The 20,854-nt window shown below is 37.1% G+C and carries 22 protein-coding genes; 13 read left to right on the top strand and 9 right to left on the bottom strand.

Translation table 11 applies throughout. The features are described 5' to 3' along the window. Window positions 1–7: 7 nt before the first annotated feature. Together A0F92_RS15040 and A0F92_RS15035 are read right to left on the bottom strand one after the other, a co-directional pair. Window positions 8–697 (bottom strand): carbonic anhydrase, encoded by a 690-nt coding sequence (locus A0F92_RS15040; RefSeq protein ID WP_068248129.1) that lies wholly within the window; start codon window positions 695–697, stop codon window positions 8–10. A gap of 55 nt (window positions 698–752) precedes the next feature. Beyond that, window positions 753–1,358, bottom strand: a complete 606-nt coding sequence (locus A0F92_RS15035) for a methyltransferase domain-containing protein (protein WP_068248122.1) — start codon at window positions 1,356–1,358, stop codon at window positions 753–755. A gap of 149 nt (window positions 1,359–1,507) precedes the next feature. On the opposite strand from A0F92_RS15035, the gene A0F92_RS15030 reads away from it, so the two are divergent. Next, a complete protein-coding gene (locus A0F92_RS15030) occupies window positions 1,508–2,212 on the top strand; it encodes a Crp/Fnr family transcriptional regulator (protein WP_068248121.1) in 705 nt (234 codons plus the stop codon). Window positions 2,213–2,351: 139 nt separating this feature from the next. Then, on the top strand, window positions 2,352–3,458 hold the full coding sequence (locus tag A0F92_RS15025) for a fatty acid desaturase family protein (RefSeq protein ID WP_068248118.1): 1,107 nt from the start codon (window positions 2,352–2,354) through the stop codon (window positions 3,456–3,458). Window positions 3,459–3,524: 66 nt separating this feature from the next. Here the strand turns inward: A0F92_RS15025 and trxA are convergent, their stop codons facing one another. From trxA to A0F92_RS15000, 5 genes are all read right to left on the bottom strand, one after another. Beyond that, on the bottom strand, window positions 3,525–3,830 hold the full coding sequence (trxA, locus tag A0F92_RS15020) for a thioredoxin (RefSeq protein ID WP_068248307.1): 306 nt from the start codon (window positions 3,828–3,830) through the stop codon (window positions 3,525–3,527). Window positions 3,831–3,858: 28 nt separating this feature from the next. Next, window positions 3,859–4,803, bottom strand: coding sequence for a DnaJ C-terminal domain-containing protein (locus tag A0F92_RS15015; RefSeq protein WP_068248116.1), 945 nt, complete (start codon window positions 4,801–4,803; stop codon window positions 3,859–3,861). A 175-nt stretch (window positions 4,804–4,978) separates the two neighbouring features. Next, entirely contained in the window at window positions 4,979–5,398 is a 420-nt protein-coding gene (locus A0F92_RS15010) for an Hsp20/alpha crystallin family protein (protein ID WP_253810530.1), read from the bottom strand. 724 nt (window positions 5,399–6,122) lie between these two features. Further along, window positions 6,123–7,034: a DMT family transporter gene (locus tag A0F92_RS15005; RefSeq protein WP_167517133.1), complete on the bottom strand. Its 912-nt coding sequence runs from the start codon at window positions 7,032–7,034 to the stop codon at window positions 6,123–6,125. 57 nt (window positions 7,035–7,091) lie between these two features. Next, the gene (locus A0F92_RS15000) at window positions 7,092–7,904 is read right to left on the bottom strand and encodes a 2,3,4,5-tetrahydropyridine-2,6-dicarboxylate N-succinyltransferase (protein WP_068248112.1); all 813 of its coding nucleotides are present in this window, start codon (window positions 7,902–7,904) and stop codon (window positions 7,092–7,094) included. 115 nt (window positions 7,905–8,019) lie between these two features. Between A0F92_RS15000 and A0F92_RS14995 the strand changes: the two genes are divergently transcribed. The 8 genes from A0F92_RS14995 (at window position 8,020) to A0F92_RS14960 (ending at window position 17,056) form a co-directional block, all read left to right on the top strand. Then, window positions 8,020–8,592 (top strand): L-threonylcarbamoyladenylate synthase, encoded by a 573-nt coding sequence (locus A0F92_RS14995; protein ID WP_068248109.1) that lies wholly within the window; start codon window positions 8,020–8,022, stop codon window positions 8,590–8,592. 309 nt (window positions 8,593–8,901) lie between these two features. Continuing rightward, window positions 8,902–9,120: a hypothetical protein gene (locus A0F92_RS14990; protein ID WP_068248107.1), complete on the top strand. Its 219-nt coding sequence runs from the start codon at window positions 8,902–8,904 to the stop codon at window positions 9,118–9,120. 30 nt (window positions 9,121–9,150) lie between these two features. After that, window positions 9,151–10,176 (top strand): glycosyltransferase family 9 protein, encoded by a 1,026-nt coding sequence (locus A0F92_RS14985; protein ID WP_068248094.1) that lies wholly within the window; start codon window positions 9,151–9,153, stop codon window positions 10,174–10,176. Window positions 10,177–10,256: 80 nt separating this feature from the next. Continuing rightward, entirely contained in the window at window positions 10,257–11,687 is a 1,431-nt protein-coding gene (locus tag A0F92_RS14980) for a CCA tRNA nucleotidyltransferase (protein ID WP_068248305.1), read from the top strand. 124 nt (window positions 11,688–11,811) lie between these two features. Further along, entirely contained in the window at window positions 11,812–12,390 is a 579-nt protein-coding gene (locus A0F92_RS14975) for an IS1096 element passenger TnpR family protein (protein ID WP_068248091.1), read from the top strand. Window positions 12,391–12,438: 48 nt separating this feature from the next. Continuing rightward, complete coding sequence (miaA, locus tag A0F92_RS14970; protein WP_253810528.1) at window positions 12,439–13,347, top strand: tRNA (adenosine(37)-N6)-dimethylallyltransferase MiaA; 909 nt, start codon at window positions 12,439–12,441, stop codon at window positions 13,345–13,347. Between the two features lie 210 nt (window positions 13,348–13,557). After that, window positions 13,558–14,859, top strand: a complete 1,302-nt coding sequence (locus A0F92_RS14965; protein ID WP_253810526.1) for a M16 family metallopeptidase — start codon at window positions 13,558–13,560, stop codon at window positions 14,857–14,859. Window positions 14,860–14,986: 127 nt separating this feature from the next. Next, window positions 14,987–17,056, top strand: coding sequence for an insulinase family protein (locus A0F92_RS14960; protein ID WP_068248083.1), 2,070 nt, complete (start codon window positions 14,987–14,989; stop codon window positions 17,054–17,056). Window positions 17,057–17,166: 110 nt separating this feature from the next. Here the strand turns inward: A0F92_RS14960 and A0F92_RS15725 are convergent, their stop codons facing one another. Further along, entirely contained in the window at window positions 17,167–17,307 is a 141-nt protein-coding gene (locus tag A0F92_RS15725) for a hypothetical protein (protein WP_167517132.1), read from the bottom strand. Window positions 17,308–17,523: 216 nt separating this feature from the next. Here A0F92_RS15725 and A0F92_RS15915 point away from each other — a divergent pair, with 216 nt between their 5' ends. After that, entirely contained in the window at window positions 17,524–17,742 is a 219-nt protein-coding gene (locus A0F92_RS15915; protein WP_253810524.1) for a hypothetical protein, read from the top strand. Further along, window positions 17,732–18,007, top strand: coding sequence for a fasciclin domain-containing protein (locus A0F92_RS15910; RefSeq protein ID WP_253810522.1), 276 nt, complete (start codon window positions 17,732–17,734; stop codon window positions 18,005–18,007). The genes A0F92_RS15915 and A0F92_RS15910 overlap by 11 nt, the downstream gene beginning before the upstream one ends. 81 nt (window positions 18,008–18,088) lie before the next feature. On the opposite strand, the gene pruA is transcribed toward A0F92_RS15910, so the two are convergent. After that, window positions 18,089–19,720, bottom strand: coding sequence for an L-glutamate gamma-semialdehyde dehydrogenase (gene pruA, locus A0F92_RS14950; protein ID WP_068248078.1), 1,632 nt, complete (start codon window positions 19,718–19,720; stop codon window positions 18,089–18,091). A gap of 121 nt (window positions 19,721–19,841) precedes the next feature. Between pruA and A0F92_RS14945 the strand changes: the two genes are divergently transcribed. Further along, the gene (locus tag A0F92_RS14945) at window positions 19,842–20,846 is read left to right on the top strand and encodes a class 1 isoprenoid biosynthesis enzyme (RefSeq protein ID WP_068248077.1); all 1,005 of its coding nucleotides are present in this window, start codon (window positions 19,842–19,844) and stop codon (window positions 20,844–20,846) included. Window positions 20,847–20,854: the final 8 nt, after the last annotated feature.

Raw genomic sequence — 20,854 nt, 5'->3', positions numbered from 1 at the left:
GATTTATTTAGTAGGAGGAATCTAAAGGTATCACTTTTCCGTTGTTTAATTGATAAATACCTCCAATTACTTGTACACCTTTATCTTTTACTGCTTGTTGAATGTAGGTAGATTGTGTTAATAACTGATGTATGCCATGCAAAACATTTGCTTTGATGAGTGGAAGGGTGTGCAGTTGATCCATCTCACCGACCTTTGCTATTTCCGGTTCTTTGGCAAGGCTGTCAATAATCACCTGCAAAAATCCCTCATTTTTAGAATGATCGGCCATGGCCTGAATAGCCCCACAATGTTCATGGCCAACAATCATAATAAGGTGTACATTCAAATGTTCCACCGCATATTCAATACTACCTATTTCAAAATTACCTAAAACATTTCCGGCAGTTCTAATTACAAATAAATCGCCAATACCCTGATCGAAGAATAGTTCCGGCGCCACTCTGCTGTCTGAGCAGCAAACCACTACTGCAATAGGGTGTTGGTTAACTGCTGTTTCCTCGAAGCGATGCCTGTTTTGGTCGGGGTGTAACGGGTGCATGTTAACATATCGGTTATTACCGGCCATTAATTGCTGAAAAGCAGTACTACCATTTAAGGGCTGTAATGATTTTTTTGGCGGCTGTGCAGGCAGAACACCTGCTGAAAGAAATAGTAAAATAAAAATTAATTTTAAATAACCGGAATAGGGCTGCATGAAGCTATATTTGTGATGATTGTATGCAAGTGATGAAAACCATTTTTGTATCAACTTATATTTTTATCCAGCATTTTAACAAATTATCCATTCTGGCATCTACCAGCGTATAATTACGGGGTACCTCATTTTCTAAACTATGAAAAGTAACCAGCTTTGTGCCGGCAGGCTTTGTTTCTAATTGCTTATAGAGGTAGCGGTTGTAATAATTATAGAGTTCTAATGAATAGTCAATACTCTCATCTATTTTATCTGTTCCGGCAATATTTTCGAAAAATGCATTGTAAAAATAAAAGTGATGATAGTCGTTAAAATTCAATTGTGTAAAATTGCCTTCTATAAAAAACGCATTGGTGATACCTAATTTTAATTTAGCGGCCTCCGCTACTTCAATTAAGCTTTTTCTTTGTTCTACACCATAAAAAAAAGCATCAGGTTTATAGTAACCTGCAACTAAACAAAATTTACCTACACCGCTGCCAATGTCTAATATTTTTTCATTTTTCTGGCTCACTAAAAAATCGGCTGCAGTGCGGGCAACTTCAATGGGTGTCCAATGTTTTTTGGCCAGTAATTGTATTTCTTTTGGATAAAGCTGATGAAATGTGGCATCATTTTCCATCCATTTTTCTCTGGCATTTTTAATATATATCTTATCCATAGCGGCTCTTTTGGTGCATTCATTTCTTCAAAATGTAGGTTAGCACATTTATCAGGTCAAAGTTAGGAACAGATTCAGGTCATAAACGTGAAAGTTCTCATTCAGAAAAGTAATATTTCTCAACTTTAAACCAATAACTTTGAAGCAGTATGAGCATTCATCAAAAATTTCCGATAGATCAATGGGATTTTAAAAGCGAATCTATTCTGGCCGATTTGCCGGATGAGGATAAGGCCATTTTGCTTGCAAACCAAACAGAACAGGAATATGATAAGGGCGAAATTATTTTTCGCGAAAACAGTTATCCATCGGGTATTTTTTATATTGTGAAGGGCAAAGTAAAAAAATATAAAATTGATAAAAACCGGAAAGAACACATTATTTATGTAGCCAATACCGGTGAATTGATTGGATACCACGCCATTATTTCCGGTGATCGGTTCCCCGATTCTGCTGCTGCATTAGAAAAAAGTGTTATTGCTTTTATTCCTAAAGAAGATTTTTTGCAAACCCTTACTGTTTCTGCTTTTTTGGGTACACGTTTATTAAAAACACTCAGCCATGAATTTGCCGTACTGGCTAACAGTTTAAGCATTATTGCCCAAAAATCAGTTCGGGAACGCCTGGCTTTGCAATTAGTAGTATTGCGTGAAAAATATAAAGACCATTTTATGGAGGGCAATGCAGTTGAAATAAACATGAGTCGGGATGATTTAGCCAGTCTGGTAGGCACTGCCAGAGAAAATGTAGTAAGAATTTTATCTGAATTTAAAGATGAAGGTTGGTTAATGACCAAGGGCAGAAAAATTATCATTTTAGATGTAGATGCTTTGATAAAAGTTGCCAATATGTAATTGGATGAATAGAATTTTTACATTCAATACTCCATTTTTTATTCCAATCTTATTAATTTTGTAATAATATTTTTCTAAATATTGTTTTGAGTTTTCACCATTCCCCAACTGTTATTGTAAAACTCAAAAATTTGTTAGCATGGATATGTTCGTAAAGCCTGCAAAACCAGTTTTTAGAAAATTAAGAGATGAAACTTTATTTCAATGTTTAAGAGCCCAAGTAAATGGCACTATTTCAGAATTACGTCCATCCAGAAAAAGTCAGGCTACATTAAAATCATGGTTATTTCCACTCACTTATTTTGCGGCGTGGATATTTGCTTTATTATGGGGAAACCACCATGGTATTTTATTTGCCCTGTATGCATTGATGGGCTTCATGCTGGTAGTGAATTATCTTACATTGATTCATGAAGCCGTACATGGTACCATTTTTAAATCAAAGAGAATGAATCGTTTGTATGTGTACCTGTTTGATTTGATGGGTGCCAACAGTTTTATTTTCCGTATCAGACATGTTCGTTTGCACCATAATTATCCCAATGTAATGGGTTGGGATAGTGATTTTGAACAAAGTCCAATGGCTCGTGTGTTTCCGCATGGGCGGTACGAAAAATGGCATCAATACCAACATATTTATTTGCCGTTCTTATATCCATTGTATTTATTAAATTGGTTGCTGGTGCGTGACTTTAAAGATTATTTCAACAAAAAAAAGTTAGTATGGAAAGTAGTCAATATTCCTGTTATTGAATATATAAAACTATTCTTATTTAAATTGTTGTTTTTTAGCTATATCATCATCATTCCAAAATACATATTGGGTTTAAAATGGCTAACCATACTTGCTGCTTTTTTAATCATGATGTTTACTGCCAGTATTATATCTCTGATTGTATTATTGCCACCGCATGCCAGTTTGGATAATGCATTTCCATTGCCTGACGAGAAAGGTGATATGCCTGATAGTTGGTTAATGCATCAATTATCCTGCACGAATGATATTGTGGAAGATAATTGGTTTACCAGATTTTTTATGGGATCTTTTAATTATCACATTGCCCATCATTTGTTTCCCGCTGTGCATCATATTTATTATCCTGAGATAACTAAGGTAATTGAACAATTTGCTGCAAATCACCGGTTGCCCTACCGAAAAGTAGGGTTGTGGCGGGCATTACACAATCATTACCTACTGTTAAAAAGCAATGCATATCATGATAATATTTTTGAAGAAACCATGTAAATCAATGGTGTTCAATAAAAATTGGATGGGTAACAATTTTCCCTGAAAAATCAGCTCCTTTATCCTTTATGCAACCAAATGGGGCTGTAGCTGCTGCATGATTACATTTTTAGGCACTACACCACTTTGGCGCCACAATATTTTTCCTGCTTTGAATAAAATTAAAGTGGGCACGCCCTGAATTTGGTATTTAGCAGCCAGCGCAGGGTTTTTATCCACGTCAATTTTAATGACTCTTGCTGCATTTCCTGTAGTTCTTGCCACTTCCTGAAGGGTTGGGGCCATCATTTTGCAAGGGCCACACCATTCTGCAAAAAAATCTACCAAAACGGGTTTGGTATCAGCTATAATTTGATTGAAATTTCCTGTCATAAAATTATATTTTTTTATTGTATGTTGTTTAAGCAGCATTTTTAGCCTCATTCAGTAAGGTTTTTTGTTTGGCTGAAAGTTGTGCGGGTATTAATGCATGCAGGGTAATGTATAAATCTCCAAATGCACCCGGTTGGTTATATACCGGCATTCCTTTGCCTTTTAAACGCATGGTTTTACCATTGGCACTACATTCTGGTAATGTTAAGTTTATTTTTCCACCCAATGTAATTACTTCCTGTTTACCACCTAAAAGCATGGTAAATACATCTACCTGCAAATCCATATACAAATCATTTTCCCTGCGTGTAAAAACAGTATTGGGTTGTACATGAACATTAATGTATAAATCGCCGGCTTTTCCGGAACTGTTTTTTATTCCTTTTCCCTTTGCCTTTAACTGAAGTCCTTCATAGGCGCCGGGTTTGATATTCAGTTTTATTTTTTCAGTGCCTGTGCTGATCAATCTTTCAGTACCGGTATAGGCTTCCTGAAGTGATATGGTAATCTCTCCGGTAAGATCCGAGGGTCTCGATTCAAATTGGCTACTACTACCAAACGGGTTGCGTGATTTTGTTTTATTGTTACTTCTCATTCCGCCAAAAAAAGCCTCAAAGAAGTCAGAAAATCCACTTCCGGCACCGCCAAAAAATTCAGCGGGATCACCCTGGAACTGGTAATATTGTCCGCCACCATTATTACCACTTTGCCCGCCAAACGGATTACCTGAAAATCCGCTTTGTTCATATTGCTTCCAGTTGGCGCCAAGGGTATCGTATTTTTTTCTTTTTTCCGGGTCGCCTAATACTTCATAGGCTTCATTTATCTGCTTAAATTTATCTTCTGCCTCTTTGTTATTGGGGTTTTTATCGGGATGATATTTTACAGCCAGCTTCCGATACGCTTTTTTAATTTCATCGGCTGTAGCAGATTTAGAAATGCCCAATAAGCTATAATAATCCTGATATTGCATAAATTTTTGTTTACAGATAAAGTTATACTTGTTTTGATATTTTACAACTGATCAACATCATATTTACCTGTTTGCAGTTGCGCATTTTAACAAACCAAATGCATACAAATGAAATGGGTTGTGCTTATACTGTTGCAGCCGCACAACCCATTGCGTTTCTTTCTTCAACTTCGGCTTAAGCAATAGCTATGGTTTTAGCTGGTTTGGGTTTTGCTTCTTCTTTTTTGGGGATGTAAATGTTTAAGATGCCATCCTTGTACTGAGCAGAAATTTTTTCATCATCAGCAGTTTCAGGCAAACTAAAACTGCGTTGAAAACTTTGATAATTGAATTCCTTCCTGCTGTAATTGGCTTTTTTCTCTTCTTTTTCCTCTTTTGCTTCAGCACTAATGGTCAGCACTTGTTTGTCTAAGTTTACATTAAAATCCTCTTTTTTCATGCCCGGAGCTGCCATTTCAACGGTATAGCCGTTGTCATCCTCTTTAATGTTTACTTTGGGCAATGTGCTTCCTTCCCCTGAAAAATTCCGAAGGCCCCAATCAGCCCAATCATTGTTAAAGAAATCATCAAATAACCTGTTGAATACAGGTGCCATGTTGTTGCTTTTTACGAGTGTCATAGTTGTATCATTTTAGTGGTTAACAATCCATTTTTTTGCTGAAGGTTTTTTTATTTTTTTCAGCATTTTGCTAACTCAATGCTCAAATCCTGTGCAACTGTATTTGTTGCATACTTTTTGGCAGGCAAGGTGTATAAATTAAGAAAAAATGACATTTTAATTGTGGGGTTGCTGTATTTCTGTCAGAATTGAATTGGGAATATGGGGAGGAATACTGCCTGAATAAATCTTCTTAACTTGCTGCATACCTTTTATGTCAAAAAAAAATTCATATTGCTTAGTTAGTGTCTGGGCAAATGTTTGCAATTGCTGCACTCATTGCACTCACGCCATATTTTGAATGGAATTTTTTGGGAAAATTGTGCTTGTGTTACTTTCATTGCTGTTATTGGGTTGGGCAATAGTGTTTATGCGCCAATCAAAATTGTGTATTGTACCATAGCTGCCGGCAACAAAAGCAAAATTGGTTGAAGTGAGTCATTATTGTTTTATCCGGCATCCCATGTACCTACCGTATTGCTTTTTGCAGTAGCCATGTTATTGTTTTGTTTTACATGGTGGCGATGAGCAATTTTACTGATATTGCTAAAAATACTTTTACTAAAAATGCAAATAGAAGAAAGGCTATGGATATTAAAAAATCCGGCTTATCAGCAATACATGCTAAGACCCAAAAATTAATTCCTTTTTGGTATCAGGTTCATGAGGGTTTCCATCCTATTAAGAGAATACCTACAATAACCAAAGCAGTTCCGGCTAATTGTAAAAAAAAGATGGGCTCATCTAAAAAGAAATGTGCTTGTATAATGGTGGAAACAGGGCCAATACTGGTAATAATCGCCACATTATTACTGCCAATTTTATTCATACTAATATTCATTAAAAAAGAAGGTAGCACTGTTGCAATGATTGCCAGTGCAATGCCATAGATGAGCAAATTGGGTTGCAGCAGTTGGCCAAAATTTTGATGGTTGGTTATTAAAAAATGCGTAAAAACACCCATAGTTGCGAACAGCATTACATAGGCGGTATATTTTGTAGAGCCTATAATGGGCACTAATTTTCCTGTACCCGCTAAATATATTGAATAAGTTACAGCACATAAAAAAATCATGAATGTGCCCAAAAAGAAATGGATATTTCCGGCATCTAATTTTACTTCTCCTAAAAAGGCAATGCCAATACCAATGTAAGTTAAGAGCAGAGCGGCAACTTGTGTTCGTTTCAGTTTTGTTTTAAAATAAAAAGTATTGATCAGTACGGTAAACGTTGGATACAAGAACAGTATCAGTCTTTCTAAACCTGCAGAAACAAATTGCAAACCCATAAAATCGAACAAGCTGCTCAGGTAGTATCCTAAAATACCCATCAAGGCTAATAAAACCCATTGTTTGCGGGTTAGCTTTTCGGTACTGGTTTTACGGGCATAAGTTGCTGCAATCAGGTAAAATGGCAATGAAAACAACATACGCAATACCAGCAAATGGATGGCTGATACCTGCGTATGTTGAAATGCCAGCTTCACAAAAATGGCTTTGGTTGAAAAAAGCAGTGCACCTGTAATGGCAATAATAAACCCGCCCGCCATTCCTGTTCTGATTTTTGTATGCATGATTCAACAATTCAGGCAATAATAACTTACTGCCTAAGGCAGTATTTTAAATTTCAATTATACTGCTACATTAAAATCACGCAGTGCATCATTCAAACTGGTTTTTAAATCAGTACTTGGTTTTCTTTGCCCAATAATTAAAGCACAGCTAACCTGGTATTCGCCGGCTGGAAATTGTTTAGGATAAGTACCCGGAATGACCACACTTCTGGCCGGCACATAGCCTCTGTATTCTTTTGGGATATTACCACTTACATCAATTATTTTAGTTGATTGTGTTAATACCACATTGGCACCTAAAACGGCTTCTTTTTCAACACGAACCCCCTCTACAACAATACTGCGGCTGCCTAAAAAGCAACCATCTTCAATAATAACAGGACTGGCCTGTAACGGTTCCAGTACACCGCCAATACCCACACCGCCACTCAGGTGAACGTGTTTGCCAATTTGTGCACAACTGCCAACTGTGGCCCATGTATCTACCATTGTGCCTTCATCTACATAAGCACCAATATTCACATAACTTGGCATTAATACCACATTTTTGGCTAAATAGGCACCATAACGTGCTACTGCATGAGGTACTGCACGTACGCCTAATGCTGCATAATTTTTCTTTAGCAACATTTTGTCGTAAAATTCAAATGGGGGCAGTTGGTAGGTTTCCATGGGTTGTATGGCAAAATACAATAGAATGGCTTGTTTTACCCATTCATTTACCTGCCACCCTTGCGCTGTGGGGGCAGCAGTTCTTAGTTGGCCTTTATCAATGGCTTCTATCACTTCGCGAACGGCGTCACTGTATTGTTTGTCCTGTAATAAATTTCTGTCATTCCAGGCGGCGATGATGCGTGTTTGTAATTCCATTAAAAAAAATTTTTGCAAACATAATTATAAACGGTTACAGAAAGTTGGCTGATGGTTATAAAAAAAAATGATATTACATTCATTTAAATAAATGTAATTCTGTTAGTTTTGAAAAATGAAATCGTTTGAACCAGATATTATTCATGCATTAAAGGTTTTGGAGGCAGGTGGTACCTTGCTGTATCCTACCGATACCATTTGGGGTATTGGCTGCGATGCTACGAATGCGGCAGCGGTTGATAAAGTTTTTCAAATCAAAAATCGTCCGCCCCAAAAAAGTTTAGTTGTATTGGTAGCAGATGAAAAGCAAGTATTACAGCATGTGGCTGCCTTAGACTTGTCGGTATTTAATTTTTTAGCAAAGCAACAAAAGCCCACTACCGTTATTTATCCTGCAGCCATTGGATTTGCAGATAATGTAATTGCCGAAAATGGCTCCATTGCTATTCGTATTTGCCAAGATCCATTTTGTAAACAACTCATTAAAAGATTTAAAAAGCCCATCGTTAGCACTTCGGCTAATCTGAGTGGAGAACCATCTCCGGCTAATTTTGCATCTATTTCAGAAACAATTTGCTCTTCAGTAGATTATGTGGTTCAATACCGACAAGATGATAAACAGCCCTCAGTGCCTTCTACCATTATTGCATGGCGACAGGATGGCTCCATCTATGTTTTACGCCCATAATACGGTTTTGGGTTATGTGTCAAAAATGTTTTGACAGTGATTCAAAGAAAATTCAAAATTGGCGGAAGCTCCCCATTTTTTGAAATCGGCTGAAATATGCTTCTGTAAGGGGTTTGAACCATTATTATTTTACAATTTCAGTCGGACAACAATGTTGAAGAATAATTGATAAAAAAGTATGATTTTTTTTGCACAGGTTCTGATTATCAGCTTCTTATCGTCATAATATTTTTATTTTCATTAATTCTCAGGTAAAAGCTTCTTTTTATAACAAAAATTATTTAGCTTAGAAGAAGCTAATAAAATGGTATGGCCAGAGTTATTGTAGATGTTCCTTCCGAAAAAGTGCAGCCTTTCATTGAATTAATTCTTCAAATGGGGCTGGATAGGCATACCATTGCTTCTGATTTAACCGAAATACAAAACGATATCGAAGCTACATTGGTTCCTAAACCCCTTTGCCTTTTTAAAGAAAAATATCTGTTGTTCGATTGGGAATTTTTCAGCAATGAACTGGAATTTGAATAATGCTGCCTATTATGCATTTATTTTGCAGATATGGAAAAAGTGCTGCTCATTCAAACCGCATTTATTGGCGATGTTGTTCTGGCAACCGGATTGTTGGAAAAAATACATGCTCAATACCCTGAAACTTTACTACATGTTTTGGTTCGTAAAGGGAATGAGTCGCTGTTTGAAGCACATCCTTATATAGAAAATGTACTAATCTGGGATAAGAAAAAGCAGAAGTATCGGCATCTTATTCAATTATTATTTCAAATTCGAAAAGAAAAATATACCAGGGTAATCAATGTGCAGCGTTATGCTGCAACAGGTTTATTAACTGCTTTTTCAGGTGCTGCTGAAACAATTGGTTTTCGAACCAATCCATTCAGTTGTTTTTTCACAAAATCAATTGTGCATCATTTCGGCAAAAATGGTACACCGTTGCATGAAATTGAACGCAATCAACAACTGATTGCACATTTTACAAATGGAAAGGCAGCTTTGCCTAAATTGTATTATAATGCATCCATCGCAGCTTCAGTACAATATTTGCAGAATAAAAAATATATCTGTATTGCTCCGGCTTCTGTATGGTTCACCAAGCAATACCCGGCTGAAAAATGGATAGAATTGATTCATCAAATACCAGATTCATTAACAATTTATTTATTGGGTGCAGCTTCAGATAATGCTTTGTGTGCAAATATAGCCGCTGCCAGTTCCGGTAAACAAGTGGAAAATTTAGCAGGGAAATTAAGTTTTTTACAGTCGGCCGCTTTAATGGAAGCTGCATTCATGAACTATGTGAACGATTCGGCTCCCATGCATTTTGCCTCAGCAGTCAATGCACCGGTTACTGTTGTGTACTGTTCCACCATTCCCGCTTTTGGATATGGGCCGCTTAGCCATGAACAATATATTGTAGAGATACTGGAACAATTAAGTTGCAGGCCCTGTGGTATACATGGCAGGGCTGCTTGCCCCCAAGGGCATTTTCATTGTGCCTTGCATATACAAGCCCCGCAATTGCTGCAACCCTTGCAAATTAAAATGCAGCAACCGGGTTACGTTATTTGATAGCATATTGTTAAATACAGGATATATGCAATAAAAAATTCGGTTGTTAAATGCCTTTTTCAATTTGTACCTTTGCCGCAATGCAGATTACTTTATCAAATACAGAAGAAAAAATTATTACAACCATAGCCAAAGCAACACAGCAAATGCAAATGCCGTCATATTTAATTGGTGGTTTTGTTCGGGATAAAATTCTGGGCAGGCCTACCAAAGATGCAGATATAGTATGTTTGGGCGATGGCATTGAACTGGCACATGCCGTTGCAAAATTGTTTCAGCCCAAACCCAACGTTGCTTTCTTTAAAAATTTTGGAACTGCCCAAATTAAATTACCATTGCCCGATGGCAGTTTTTTTGAAGTAGAATTTGTGGGTGCAAGAAAAGAAAGTTATACCGAGCAAAGCAGAAAACCAAAAGTAATGGCAGGAACACTGGCAGAAGATCAGTTACGGCGCGATTTTACCATTAATGCCATGGGTATCAGTTTAAATGCGGATGATTATGGAATGTTGTTAGATCCTTTTAATGGTATACATGATTTGAAGGCTAAAATTATTCAAACCCCATTAGATCCCCTGCAAACTTTTAGCGATGATCCTTTACGCATGATGCGGGCTATTCGTTTTGCTACCCAATTAAATTTTACTATTGCACCTGCCACTTTTGATGCCATACAACAAGATGCACATCGTATTAAAATTGTTTCACAGGAAAGAATTACAGATGAGTTTAATAAAATTTTACTGGCAACTAAACCCGGCATTGGGTTACAAATGTTAAGTAAATCAGGACTTCTTTCTATTATTTTTCCACAAATGATGGCCTTACATGGTGCTGAAAATATTGATGGGATGGGACATAAAGATAATTTTTACCATACCCTTCAGGTAATAGATAATATTGCTGAAGTTACAGATGATTTATGGTTGCGTTGGGCTGCATTATTGCATGATATTGGTAAACCTGCAACAAAAAGATTTGAACCAGGCCACGGCTTTACTTTTTATGGCCATGAGGTAGTGGGTGCAAGGATGGTACCCAAAATATTTGCGCAGTTTAAATTACCCCTTAATGAAAAAATGCGCCAGGTAAAAAAAATAGTAGAGTTGCATTTAAGACCTATTTCGCTTACCAAGGAAAATATAACTGATAGTGCCATTCGCCGATTGTTGTTTGATGCAGGAAATGATATTGACGCACTTATGTTATTATGCAATGCAGATATTACCAGCAAAAACAAACAAAAAGTGCAGCGGTATCTGCAAAATTTTGAAATGGTAAAAGAACGGATGAAGGCAGTTGAAGAAAAAGATCATTTACGCAACTGGCAACCGCCACTTTCAGGCGAAGACATTATGCGCATTTTCGGCTTGCCACCCGGCAAAAAAGTAGGGATAATTAAAGATGCCATTCGGGAAGCGATTCTTGACGGGGTTATTCCCAATACCTACCAGGATGCCTATGCATTTATGCTGCAAAAAGCAGCTGCATTAAACCTGCAGCCCATTTAAAATGTTTTTCGTTTCTTTGAAGCATTAACAAAAGCTAAATATTGAAAGGCAGCAAATTATAAATATAAGCAGTTATTTTTATTGAATAGCTGTTTGTTTGGATATATACACAAAATTGTACACCATGGCCATTTTAAAATTCAGGGTTTATTTAGAAGAAGATGATGCAGTTTACAGAGATATCGCCATCAAACATACCCAGCATTTTCTCGATTTACATTTAGCCATATTGAAAGCCTATGAATTCGATAATAAGCATCAGGCAACTTTTTACAGAAGTAACGATGCCTGGCAGCGGGGCCGTGAAATTTCGCTGGCGGTATATGAAAAACCTTATGTGGTTGCTCCTTTATTAATGGCCGAAACCACCATTGGCAGTGAAATCAAAGATCCCAATCAGAAATTCATTTATGTGTATGATTTTGATAAAAATTGGGTTTTTCTGGTAGCATTGATTCAGGTAAGTAAGGAAGAAAATACCAAGTTAAATTATCCTGCAATTACCCGTATTGAAGGAATAGGGCCTCAACAATATGGCACCAAATCATTATTGGGTGAAAAATTTGCTGATATAGAAGAAAAATATGATTTAACGGAAACCGGTGATGGTTTTGGTGAAGAAAGTGATGGAGAGAACAGCTCAGATGATAATTTAGAAGAAAACGCAGAAGATGCTGAAGGTCAGGGGCTGGATGATTTTTAAAAAATAGCCTGAGTTATTCTTAATCGGCATTCATTAAAAATATTACTTGTGTATTCATTGAATCCTTTGATGATTTTAGTGGTAGGGCCTACTGCTGTAGGTAAAACGGCACTGGCTTTGCGTATTGCACAATTGTTGAATACCGAAATTATTTCTGCCGACTCTCGCCAATGTTATCGCGAACTCAATATTGGCGTTGCCAAGCCTACGCTTGCAGAACTGGAGTTGGTACCACATTATTTTATTAATTCGCATTCTGTATACGATGATGTAAATGCAGCCGTTTTTGAACAATATGCTTTGCAGGCAGCAGCAAACATTTTTTCCAAACATCCCGTTGCAGTAATGGTTGGTGGCAGTGGTTTATATGTAGATGCATTTTGCAATGGGTTGGATATCATTCCGTCGGTACCACCTGATTTAAGAAACAGCATCATTCAAAATTATCATCAAAAAGGATTAGTATGGCTGCAGGAACAGGTTAAAAAAAATGATCCCGTTTTTTGGCAACAGGCCGAACAACAAAATCCGCAACGCTTAATGCGGGCTTTAGAAGTGATGGAAGCTACCGGTAAATCGGTTGTGCATTTTCGTTCTAAAAAAAGCGTTCAACGATCATTCAGAATTTTAAAAATTGGGTTAGAATTACCTCGTGCAGACTTATACCAAAGAATTAATGAACGGGTATATGCTATGGTAGAAGCAGGGTTAGTAGCAGAGGTAACAGCACTGCTGCCCTTACAACAGCTCAATGCATTGCAAACAGTGGGTTACAAAGAAATATTCGATTATTTGAATGGTTTTGTTTCATTAAACAGGGCTATTGAGTTAATTCAGTTAAACACAAGGCATTATGCCAAGCGGCAAATTACCTGGTTTAAAAAAGATACCACCATTCAATGGCTGAATCCCAATACCATCACCAATCAGTTTTTATTGGAATGGATAAAACAATAAAATAATTTTTTTTGGATATATTTTTTCTTATAAATTGCTAAAAATTTGTATTAATGCAATCCATACAAATTGATGGCTTGCATTAAATCTTATATGCATCGCTCAGAATTTTTTTTTAATTATTCTTTTGCAGAGTGCCCAAATGTTCATATTTTAAAAATAAATTCCTTGCAAATGAAAAAAAATTTTTTTGTTGCGGCAACCTTTTGCTTGCTAGGTCAACTAATACAGGCACAAGCCCGAAAAATTGAATTTGATGAGTACACACTACCCAACGGATTAACCGTTATTTTACACCGCGATAAAACAGCGCCGGTGGTAGCAGTAGGTGTGTTGTATCATGTAGGTTCTAAAAACGAACTACCCGGCCGTACAGGTTTTGCACATTTTTTTGAGCACCTGATGTTTGAGGGTAGCGATAATATTAAGCGGGGTGAATTTATGAAATATGTTAGTAATGCCGGTGGCACCAACAACGCCAATACCACTCAGGATAGAACTTACTACTATGAAGTATTACCAGCTAATCAATTACAATTGGGCTTATGGTTAGAAAGCGAACGAATGATGCATGCTAAAATAGAGCAGGTGGGTGTAAATACCCAACGTGAAGTAGTTAAGGAAGAAAAGCGCACCAGAATAGATAACCAGCCTTATGGCAGTATTATTGGCGAAATATTTAAACGTGCTTTTAAAGTACATCCCTATAAATACCAACCCATTGGTAGTATGGAAGATTTAAATTCTGCCAAATTAGATGAGTTTATACAGTTTTACAAAACATTTTATGTGCCCAATAATGCGGTGCTTTCTATTGCCGGAGATATTGATATTCCGGAAACAAAAAAACTAATTGCAGCTTATTTTGGCCCCATACCCAAAGGAACTTTACCCATACCTCGCCCCAACATAACGGAGCCCCCTTTGGGTGGAGAAGTAAGGGATGTGATTGAAGATAATATTCAATTGCCCGCTGTAATAGAAGCTTACCGGGCACCCAAACAGGGAACGAATGAATACTATGCATTTAATGTTTTAAGTACCATTTTATCGGGCGGTAATTCTGCACAACTCAATAAAGTAATGGTTGACCAAAAACAATTAGCAGTGGCTACCGGCGCTTTTAACTATGCGCTGGAAGATGCAAGCCTCTTTATTATATACAGTATTGCCAACTCAGGCGTGCAGCCGCAGGTGTTAGAAAAAAATATGGACTCGGTAGTGAATGCATTGAAAAACGGATTGGTGAGCGAACACGAATTTCAAAAAGTAAAGAATCAGATCAATACTCAATTTGTAACGCGTAACAGCACCATGCAGGGTATTGCAGAATCGCTTGCTAATTATCAGGTTTATTTTGGTGATGCCGATTTAATTAATACAGAAATCAAAAAATTAGATGCGGTTACAAGAGAAGATGTTTTGGATGTTGCCCAAAAATATTTTGTAAAAGATAACCGGGTTATTCTGTATTATGTTCCCAAAGGAACAAAGGATCAATACAAAAAATAAACCGGACATTTTTTAGTGTATGCAATGCCTAACATGTAAACGATCTTCATTATTCTGAAATATTATGTACAAACCTATATACCGCGTTTGCATTTTTCAGAACAATAACATCATAAAAAATAAACTTATGAAACGTTTTATTCTAACATTATTATTACTGTCACCCATCGCAATTTGGGCACAGGAAAACATAAACAGGGCAGTACCACCGCCGCCGGGCCCTGCAAAAACCATTGAAATTGGCAAAACTGAAAAATTTACTTTGTCTAACAGATTAGAAGTAATTGTAGTTCGTAATACCAAATTACCCAGAGTTTCGGTTTCATTAACCGTAAATATAGATCCGGTACTGGAAGGAAACAAAGCGGGATTAACCAGTATGGCGGGACAATTGTTGCGCAGTGGTACCACCACTATGAATAAAGCAGCATTGGATGACGCCATCGATTTTTTAGGTGGTAATATTTATGCCAGTGCTACCAGTATTGGCGGTTCAGCCCTTTCCACAAACTTCAAAAAGTTGTTTGCAATTATGGCCGATATTACATTCCATCCTTCATTCCCTGCTGATCAACTAGAAAAAATTCGTAGGCAGGAACTTTCAGGACTGGCACAAAGTAAAGATGATCCCAATTCTATTGCAGGAAATGTAGTGAGTAAATTATTATATGGCGCTAACCATCCTTATGGTGAAATTGAAACCGATAGTACCGTTAAAAATGTTACTGTTACAGATATTAAAAATTATTTTGCAACCTATTGGAAACCCAACATCAGTTATTTGGTTTTTGTTGGTGATATTACCAAAGAAGAAGCAAAAGAATTAGCAGAAACCTATTTTGGAAAATGGGAGCGGGGAGATGTTCCGAAACCTCAATATCCAGTACCCGTTCATCCTGCCAAACCCATTATTGCTGTAGTAGACAGGCCGGTATCTGTGCAAAGCGTAATTAATTTTGTTCAAACCGAACCTTTGAAACCCGGCGATGCAGATGTAATCCCTGTCATGGTAATGAATAATATTTTGGGTGGTGGGGCATCTTCCCGTTTATTCATGAATCTTCGCGAAAAGCATGGATTTACTTATGGTGCTTACAGTGCTGTTAATCCCGATAAATTAATTGGCAGCTTCAATGCTGAAGCATCCGTACGGAATGAAAAAACCGATAGTGCAGTAGGTGAGTTCTTAAAAGAGTTTGAATTAATCAGAACTACACCGGTAAGTGATACAGAGGTAGAACTTTCTAAAAATACACTCAGTGGCGCGTTTGCCAGAAGTTTGGAAAACCCTGCCACGGTTGCAAATTTTGCTTTAAATGAAGCCATTTACCACTTGCCATCCGATTATTATCAAAACTATTTAAAAAATATTGCTGCTGTTAATGCCGGTACCGTTATGGAGATGGCGAAAAAATACATTCAGCCCCAACATATGTATACCGTTATTGTAGGCAATGCCAAACAAGTAGTATCCGGACTTGCTAAATATGGAACCATTCAATACTACGATGTAGAAGGAAATCCTGTTGTTGCTCCTGTTACTAAAAAAGCAGATGCCGGTGTTTCGGGTAAAAGTATTATTGAAAAAGCTGCAGCCGTAATGGGTAATGCCGCTTTAAAAGATATTAAAGATGTAGAAATAAGTGGAATCGCTGGTGCAATGGGGCAAACTTTACAATTCGATCAAAAATACTTGTTACCCGATTATTTTGAACAAACTTTAACGATTCAAAGCATGCTGTTGCAAAAGCAACTGATTAAAGATGGTACTTATTCTGTATCTACGCAAGGACAGGAGCAGCCTTTGAAAGATGATGATAAAGAAGAATTGGCTGAAAGTGCTGCCATGCTGCCTGAAGCGTATTATTTATCAAAAGATGGTTATACTTATACAGTAAAAGATATTGAATCCATTGAAGGCAATGATGCTTATGTTGTTGAAATTAAATCGCCCAAGGGCAGAACTTTTACCAATTACTATGATGTAAAAACCGGATTAAAAGTAAAATCTGTAACTGAAAAAGATGGTGGTCCGGCAGGAAAAATGGTTATTCAAACTTTTTATCATGATTATAAATCATACAACGGTTTGCAGGTGCCTATGAAAACAATTGTTGATCAGGGCAAACTGAAAATTGAATTTGATGTGAAAGATGTAAAAGTAAATCAAGGGCTAAAATCGGCAGATTTCAAATAATACCAATTCAGACTTTCTTATCTCCACTATACAAATGGGTAGTATGGAAAAACAGTACTACCCATTCCCTGTTTTTCGTACATTAAAATATGATAAAATTTATATCACATTCAACCAATTACTGATTTCAATTCCAATATGGTAGTTTTAAAAGTTCTTATAATTCTATAAATGGCTGCCGATAAAGGATACTGGTAATTTAAACCAATGATAGCAGGCGTATTTGATTCTAATATAAGTTGAAATTGCATATTGAATGGATAATAGTTTGCTGTAATTTAAAATGAATATTCTTACAAACAGGTTGATTCAAAAATTTTTTAAATGAATTTTCTATTTCATTTAAACCTTTTTGTTGAATGAAAAAATTTAAAGCTGCCTGTAATCATTACTCAAAATAGCATATTTTATTAAAATATGAAAATGATCCAACCTTTTGTTATGCACAATCGTTAAAAAAATGCGTTATGAAAACAAAATTATTATCCTTTGCCTTTGCGGCAATTCTTTTACCGGGTACGTTTTCGGTACAAGCGCAGAAAACAGTTTTAGCCATTGCTGCCGTTAAAGCAGCAGGATTGTTACAGGCTACAGAAGGGGGAAGGGGCCTTTTACGGTTTTTGCTCTTACCAAAGCTGCATTTAATCAATTGCCGGATGGTACAGTGGCTATTTATTGAAGCCTGAAAACAAGGCACTGCTAACTAAAATTTTAACTTACCACGTAGTTCCCGGTAAACCAACTGCTAAAGATGTATTAGCCGCCATTAAAAAGGGGCATGGCACTGCCGAAGTAAATACATTGCAAGGGGAAATGTTGAAGGCAAGTGTGCATGATGAAAAGCATAAGCTGAATGATGCTAAAGGTGGCACAGCAATGGTTACTGCTACTGATGTAATGGCAAGTAACGGACTAATACATGTAATTAATGCCGTTTTAATGCCTGAATGAATTTTTATATATCCCTTCAAATGTAAAAGCAGCCCTGTTTAATTTCAGGGCTGCTTTTTAATAGTAACAAGTATATTGTTGTTATGACTCCTGCATAAAGGGGTAACCGTAATCTACAGGCGGATGAAATGTTTCTTTAATGGTTCTGGCACTTAACCAGCGGTACAGGTTTAAAATACTTCCTGCTTTGTCGTTGGTACCACTGGCTCTGGCCCCACCAAAGGGTTGTTGCCCCACTACCGCTCCGGTAGGTTTATCATTAATATAAAAATTACCGGCAGCATTGCGAAGTTTGTGCGTAGCCAAAACAATGGCTTCACGGTCTTTTGCCAGGATAGAACCTGTTAATGCATAAGGTGATGTACCGTCAACCAAATCTAATACAGCTTCAAATTCGTTGGCAGGATATACATACAGGGTGAGTACAGGCCCAAATATTTCTTCACAAAGTGTTACATATTTCGGATCTTCTGCTATAATAATGGTAGGCTGTATAAAGTAGCCTTCTTTTTTGCTGCATTCACCACCCACTAAAATGGAAGCTTTTTTAGAGCGCCTGGCTCCGTCAATATAACTTTTAATTTTGTCAAAACTTTTTTCATCAATTACAGCATTAATAAAATTGCTGAAATCTTCTACGGTGCCCATTTTAAAACTATGTACACCGGCTACTAATTTTTTCTTGATTTTTTCAGCAAGATTAGAAGGGATATATGCTCTGGACGCGGCAGAACATTTTTGACCCTGATATTCAAAAGCGCCGCGTAACAAAGCCGTAACCGTTACATCAACGTCGGCTGATTTGTGTACCACTACAAAATCTTTTCCTCCGGTTTCGCCAACAATACGGGGGTACGATTTGTACATGGCCATATTTTTTCCAATGGTTTCCCACATGGTATTGAATACCCCGGTTGAACCGGTAAAATGCACACCGGCAAAATCCCGGTGATTAAAACAAACTTTTCCCAAAGTCGGCCCATCCACATAAATTAAATTAATTACCCCTTGTGGCAAACCTGCTTCCAGCAATATTTTCATAAACAACTGTGCCGCAAATATCTGTGTATTAGCCGGTTTCCATACCACTACATTGCCACACATGGCAGCCGAAGTAGGTAAATTACCACTAATGGCAGTAAAGTTAAATGGCGTTACTGCTACTACAAAACCTTCTAAAGGGCGATATTCCATTCTGTTGTGCGTACCCGGTGCACTATTGGGTTGCTGCCGGTATATTTCACTTAAAAAATGAACATTAAACCGTAAAAAATCTATTAATTCACAGGCACTGTCAATTTCTGCCTGAAACGCATTTTTACTTTGCCCCAACATGGTGGCTGCATTGATGTAAGGCCGGTATTTTGTTGCCAATAAATCGGCGGCTTTTAAAAATATGCCTGCACGGTCTTCCCAAGGCATGGCAGCCCAGGCTTCTCTGGCCGTTAATGCTGCATCAATGGCTTGCTGTACATGCTTTTCGTCGCCTACATGAAAATAACCCAAAGTGTGTTTTATTTCATGTGGCGGATGCAGTGCTATTTTTTTATTGGTTTTTACTTCTTTCGACCCAATATACATGGGTATATCTGCAGTGTTTGCTTTTAATTCAGCCAATGCTTTTTTGAGCAATTCCCGTTCTTTGCTTCCGGGTGCATACTGTAAAACCGGCTCATTGGCCGGCATGGGATAAGAAAATGTGCCTAAACTCATGGTGCAATGATTTGTTGAATAAAACTGCAAGTTACTAAACTTGTTTTGTTTGGCATGTAACAAAAAGCATGGTTCTGATTCAATGAAAATGATATGCTAAATAATAGTTTCTTTGTAATCTGTGGAAACTTTAAAGAAATACATACTGGCCATTCCGGTCGTTTTCAAACTTTTGTTGCATTTTATTATCAGCAGGCGGCAATCGAAGCGTTTTGCACAGGAACTGATTGCAGCTATTGAAACAAAACATGGTGTTTTAATAGCTGATGCGGTAAAACAAAAATCCATTATTAGTTATGCCATTTATACCCCCATTGTTTGCGATGCTTTTACGCAATTGCATGGACGTTATACTACTATTGCTGAAAAAACCCGATTGGTATATTATTTTGTAATGGCATCGATGTACGATGATTTTTTTGATAACCATGCATTAACCGTTGCTGAAATTGAAGCCCTTACTTTTTCGGGTGATGATTATACACCTAAGTCGAATGATGAATATCTCATCCGAGCAATTCACCGGTATTTATTGCAGGAAGTAAAACAAAAAAATGCTTATCTGGCTTTGTTTCATGATATGTTTACGGCCCAGAAAGATTCTTTGCAACAATTCAATCCATCTATTTCAGCAGAAACATTATTGTCAGTAACCCATCGTAAAGGTGGCTTTGCAGTGCTGATGTGTTATTTTTATACGGATGTGGAAGGTACCGGGGCAGAAAAAAAATGCTGGTATTTGTTAGGTACTATTATTCAAATGATCAATGATTTGTTTGATACTTACAAAGACAGCAGAGCGGGAATTTATACGTTTGCCAACAATTTTTCTTCTGTTGCTGCTATACAGCATGCTTATAAGCAACAAGTTCTATTGTTAAAAAACGAAATCAATGCCCTGAATGCACCTGACAAACAAAAACGTTTGTTTAATTATACCATGGCTGCGGTATATTGTTTGGGATTTCTGGCCATTGAACAATTACAACAAATTGAAAACCGATTGGGTGCTTTACCGGATTTTGCTACACTGTCCAGAAAAGATTTAATTATTGATATGGAAAAATACAACAACAGAAAACGCTGGATTCAACTTTTTTTTCAACATGGAAGTACTTTGCTATGAACAATGAA

The organism is Hydrotalea flava (assembly GCF_001623405.1).
GTDB classification, from domain to species: Bacteria; Bacteroidota; Bacteroidia; order Chitinophagales; family Chitinophagaceae; genus Hydrotalea; species Hydrotalea flava.
The sequence above is the reverse complement of the archived record's forward strand: the minus strand, read 5'-3'. Positions and strand labels throughout refer to the sequence as shown.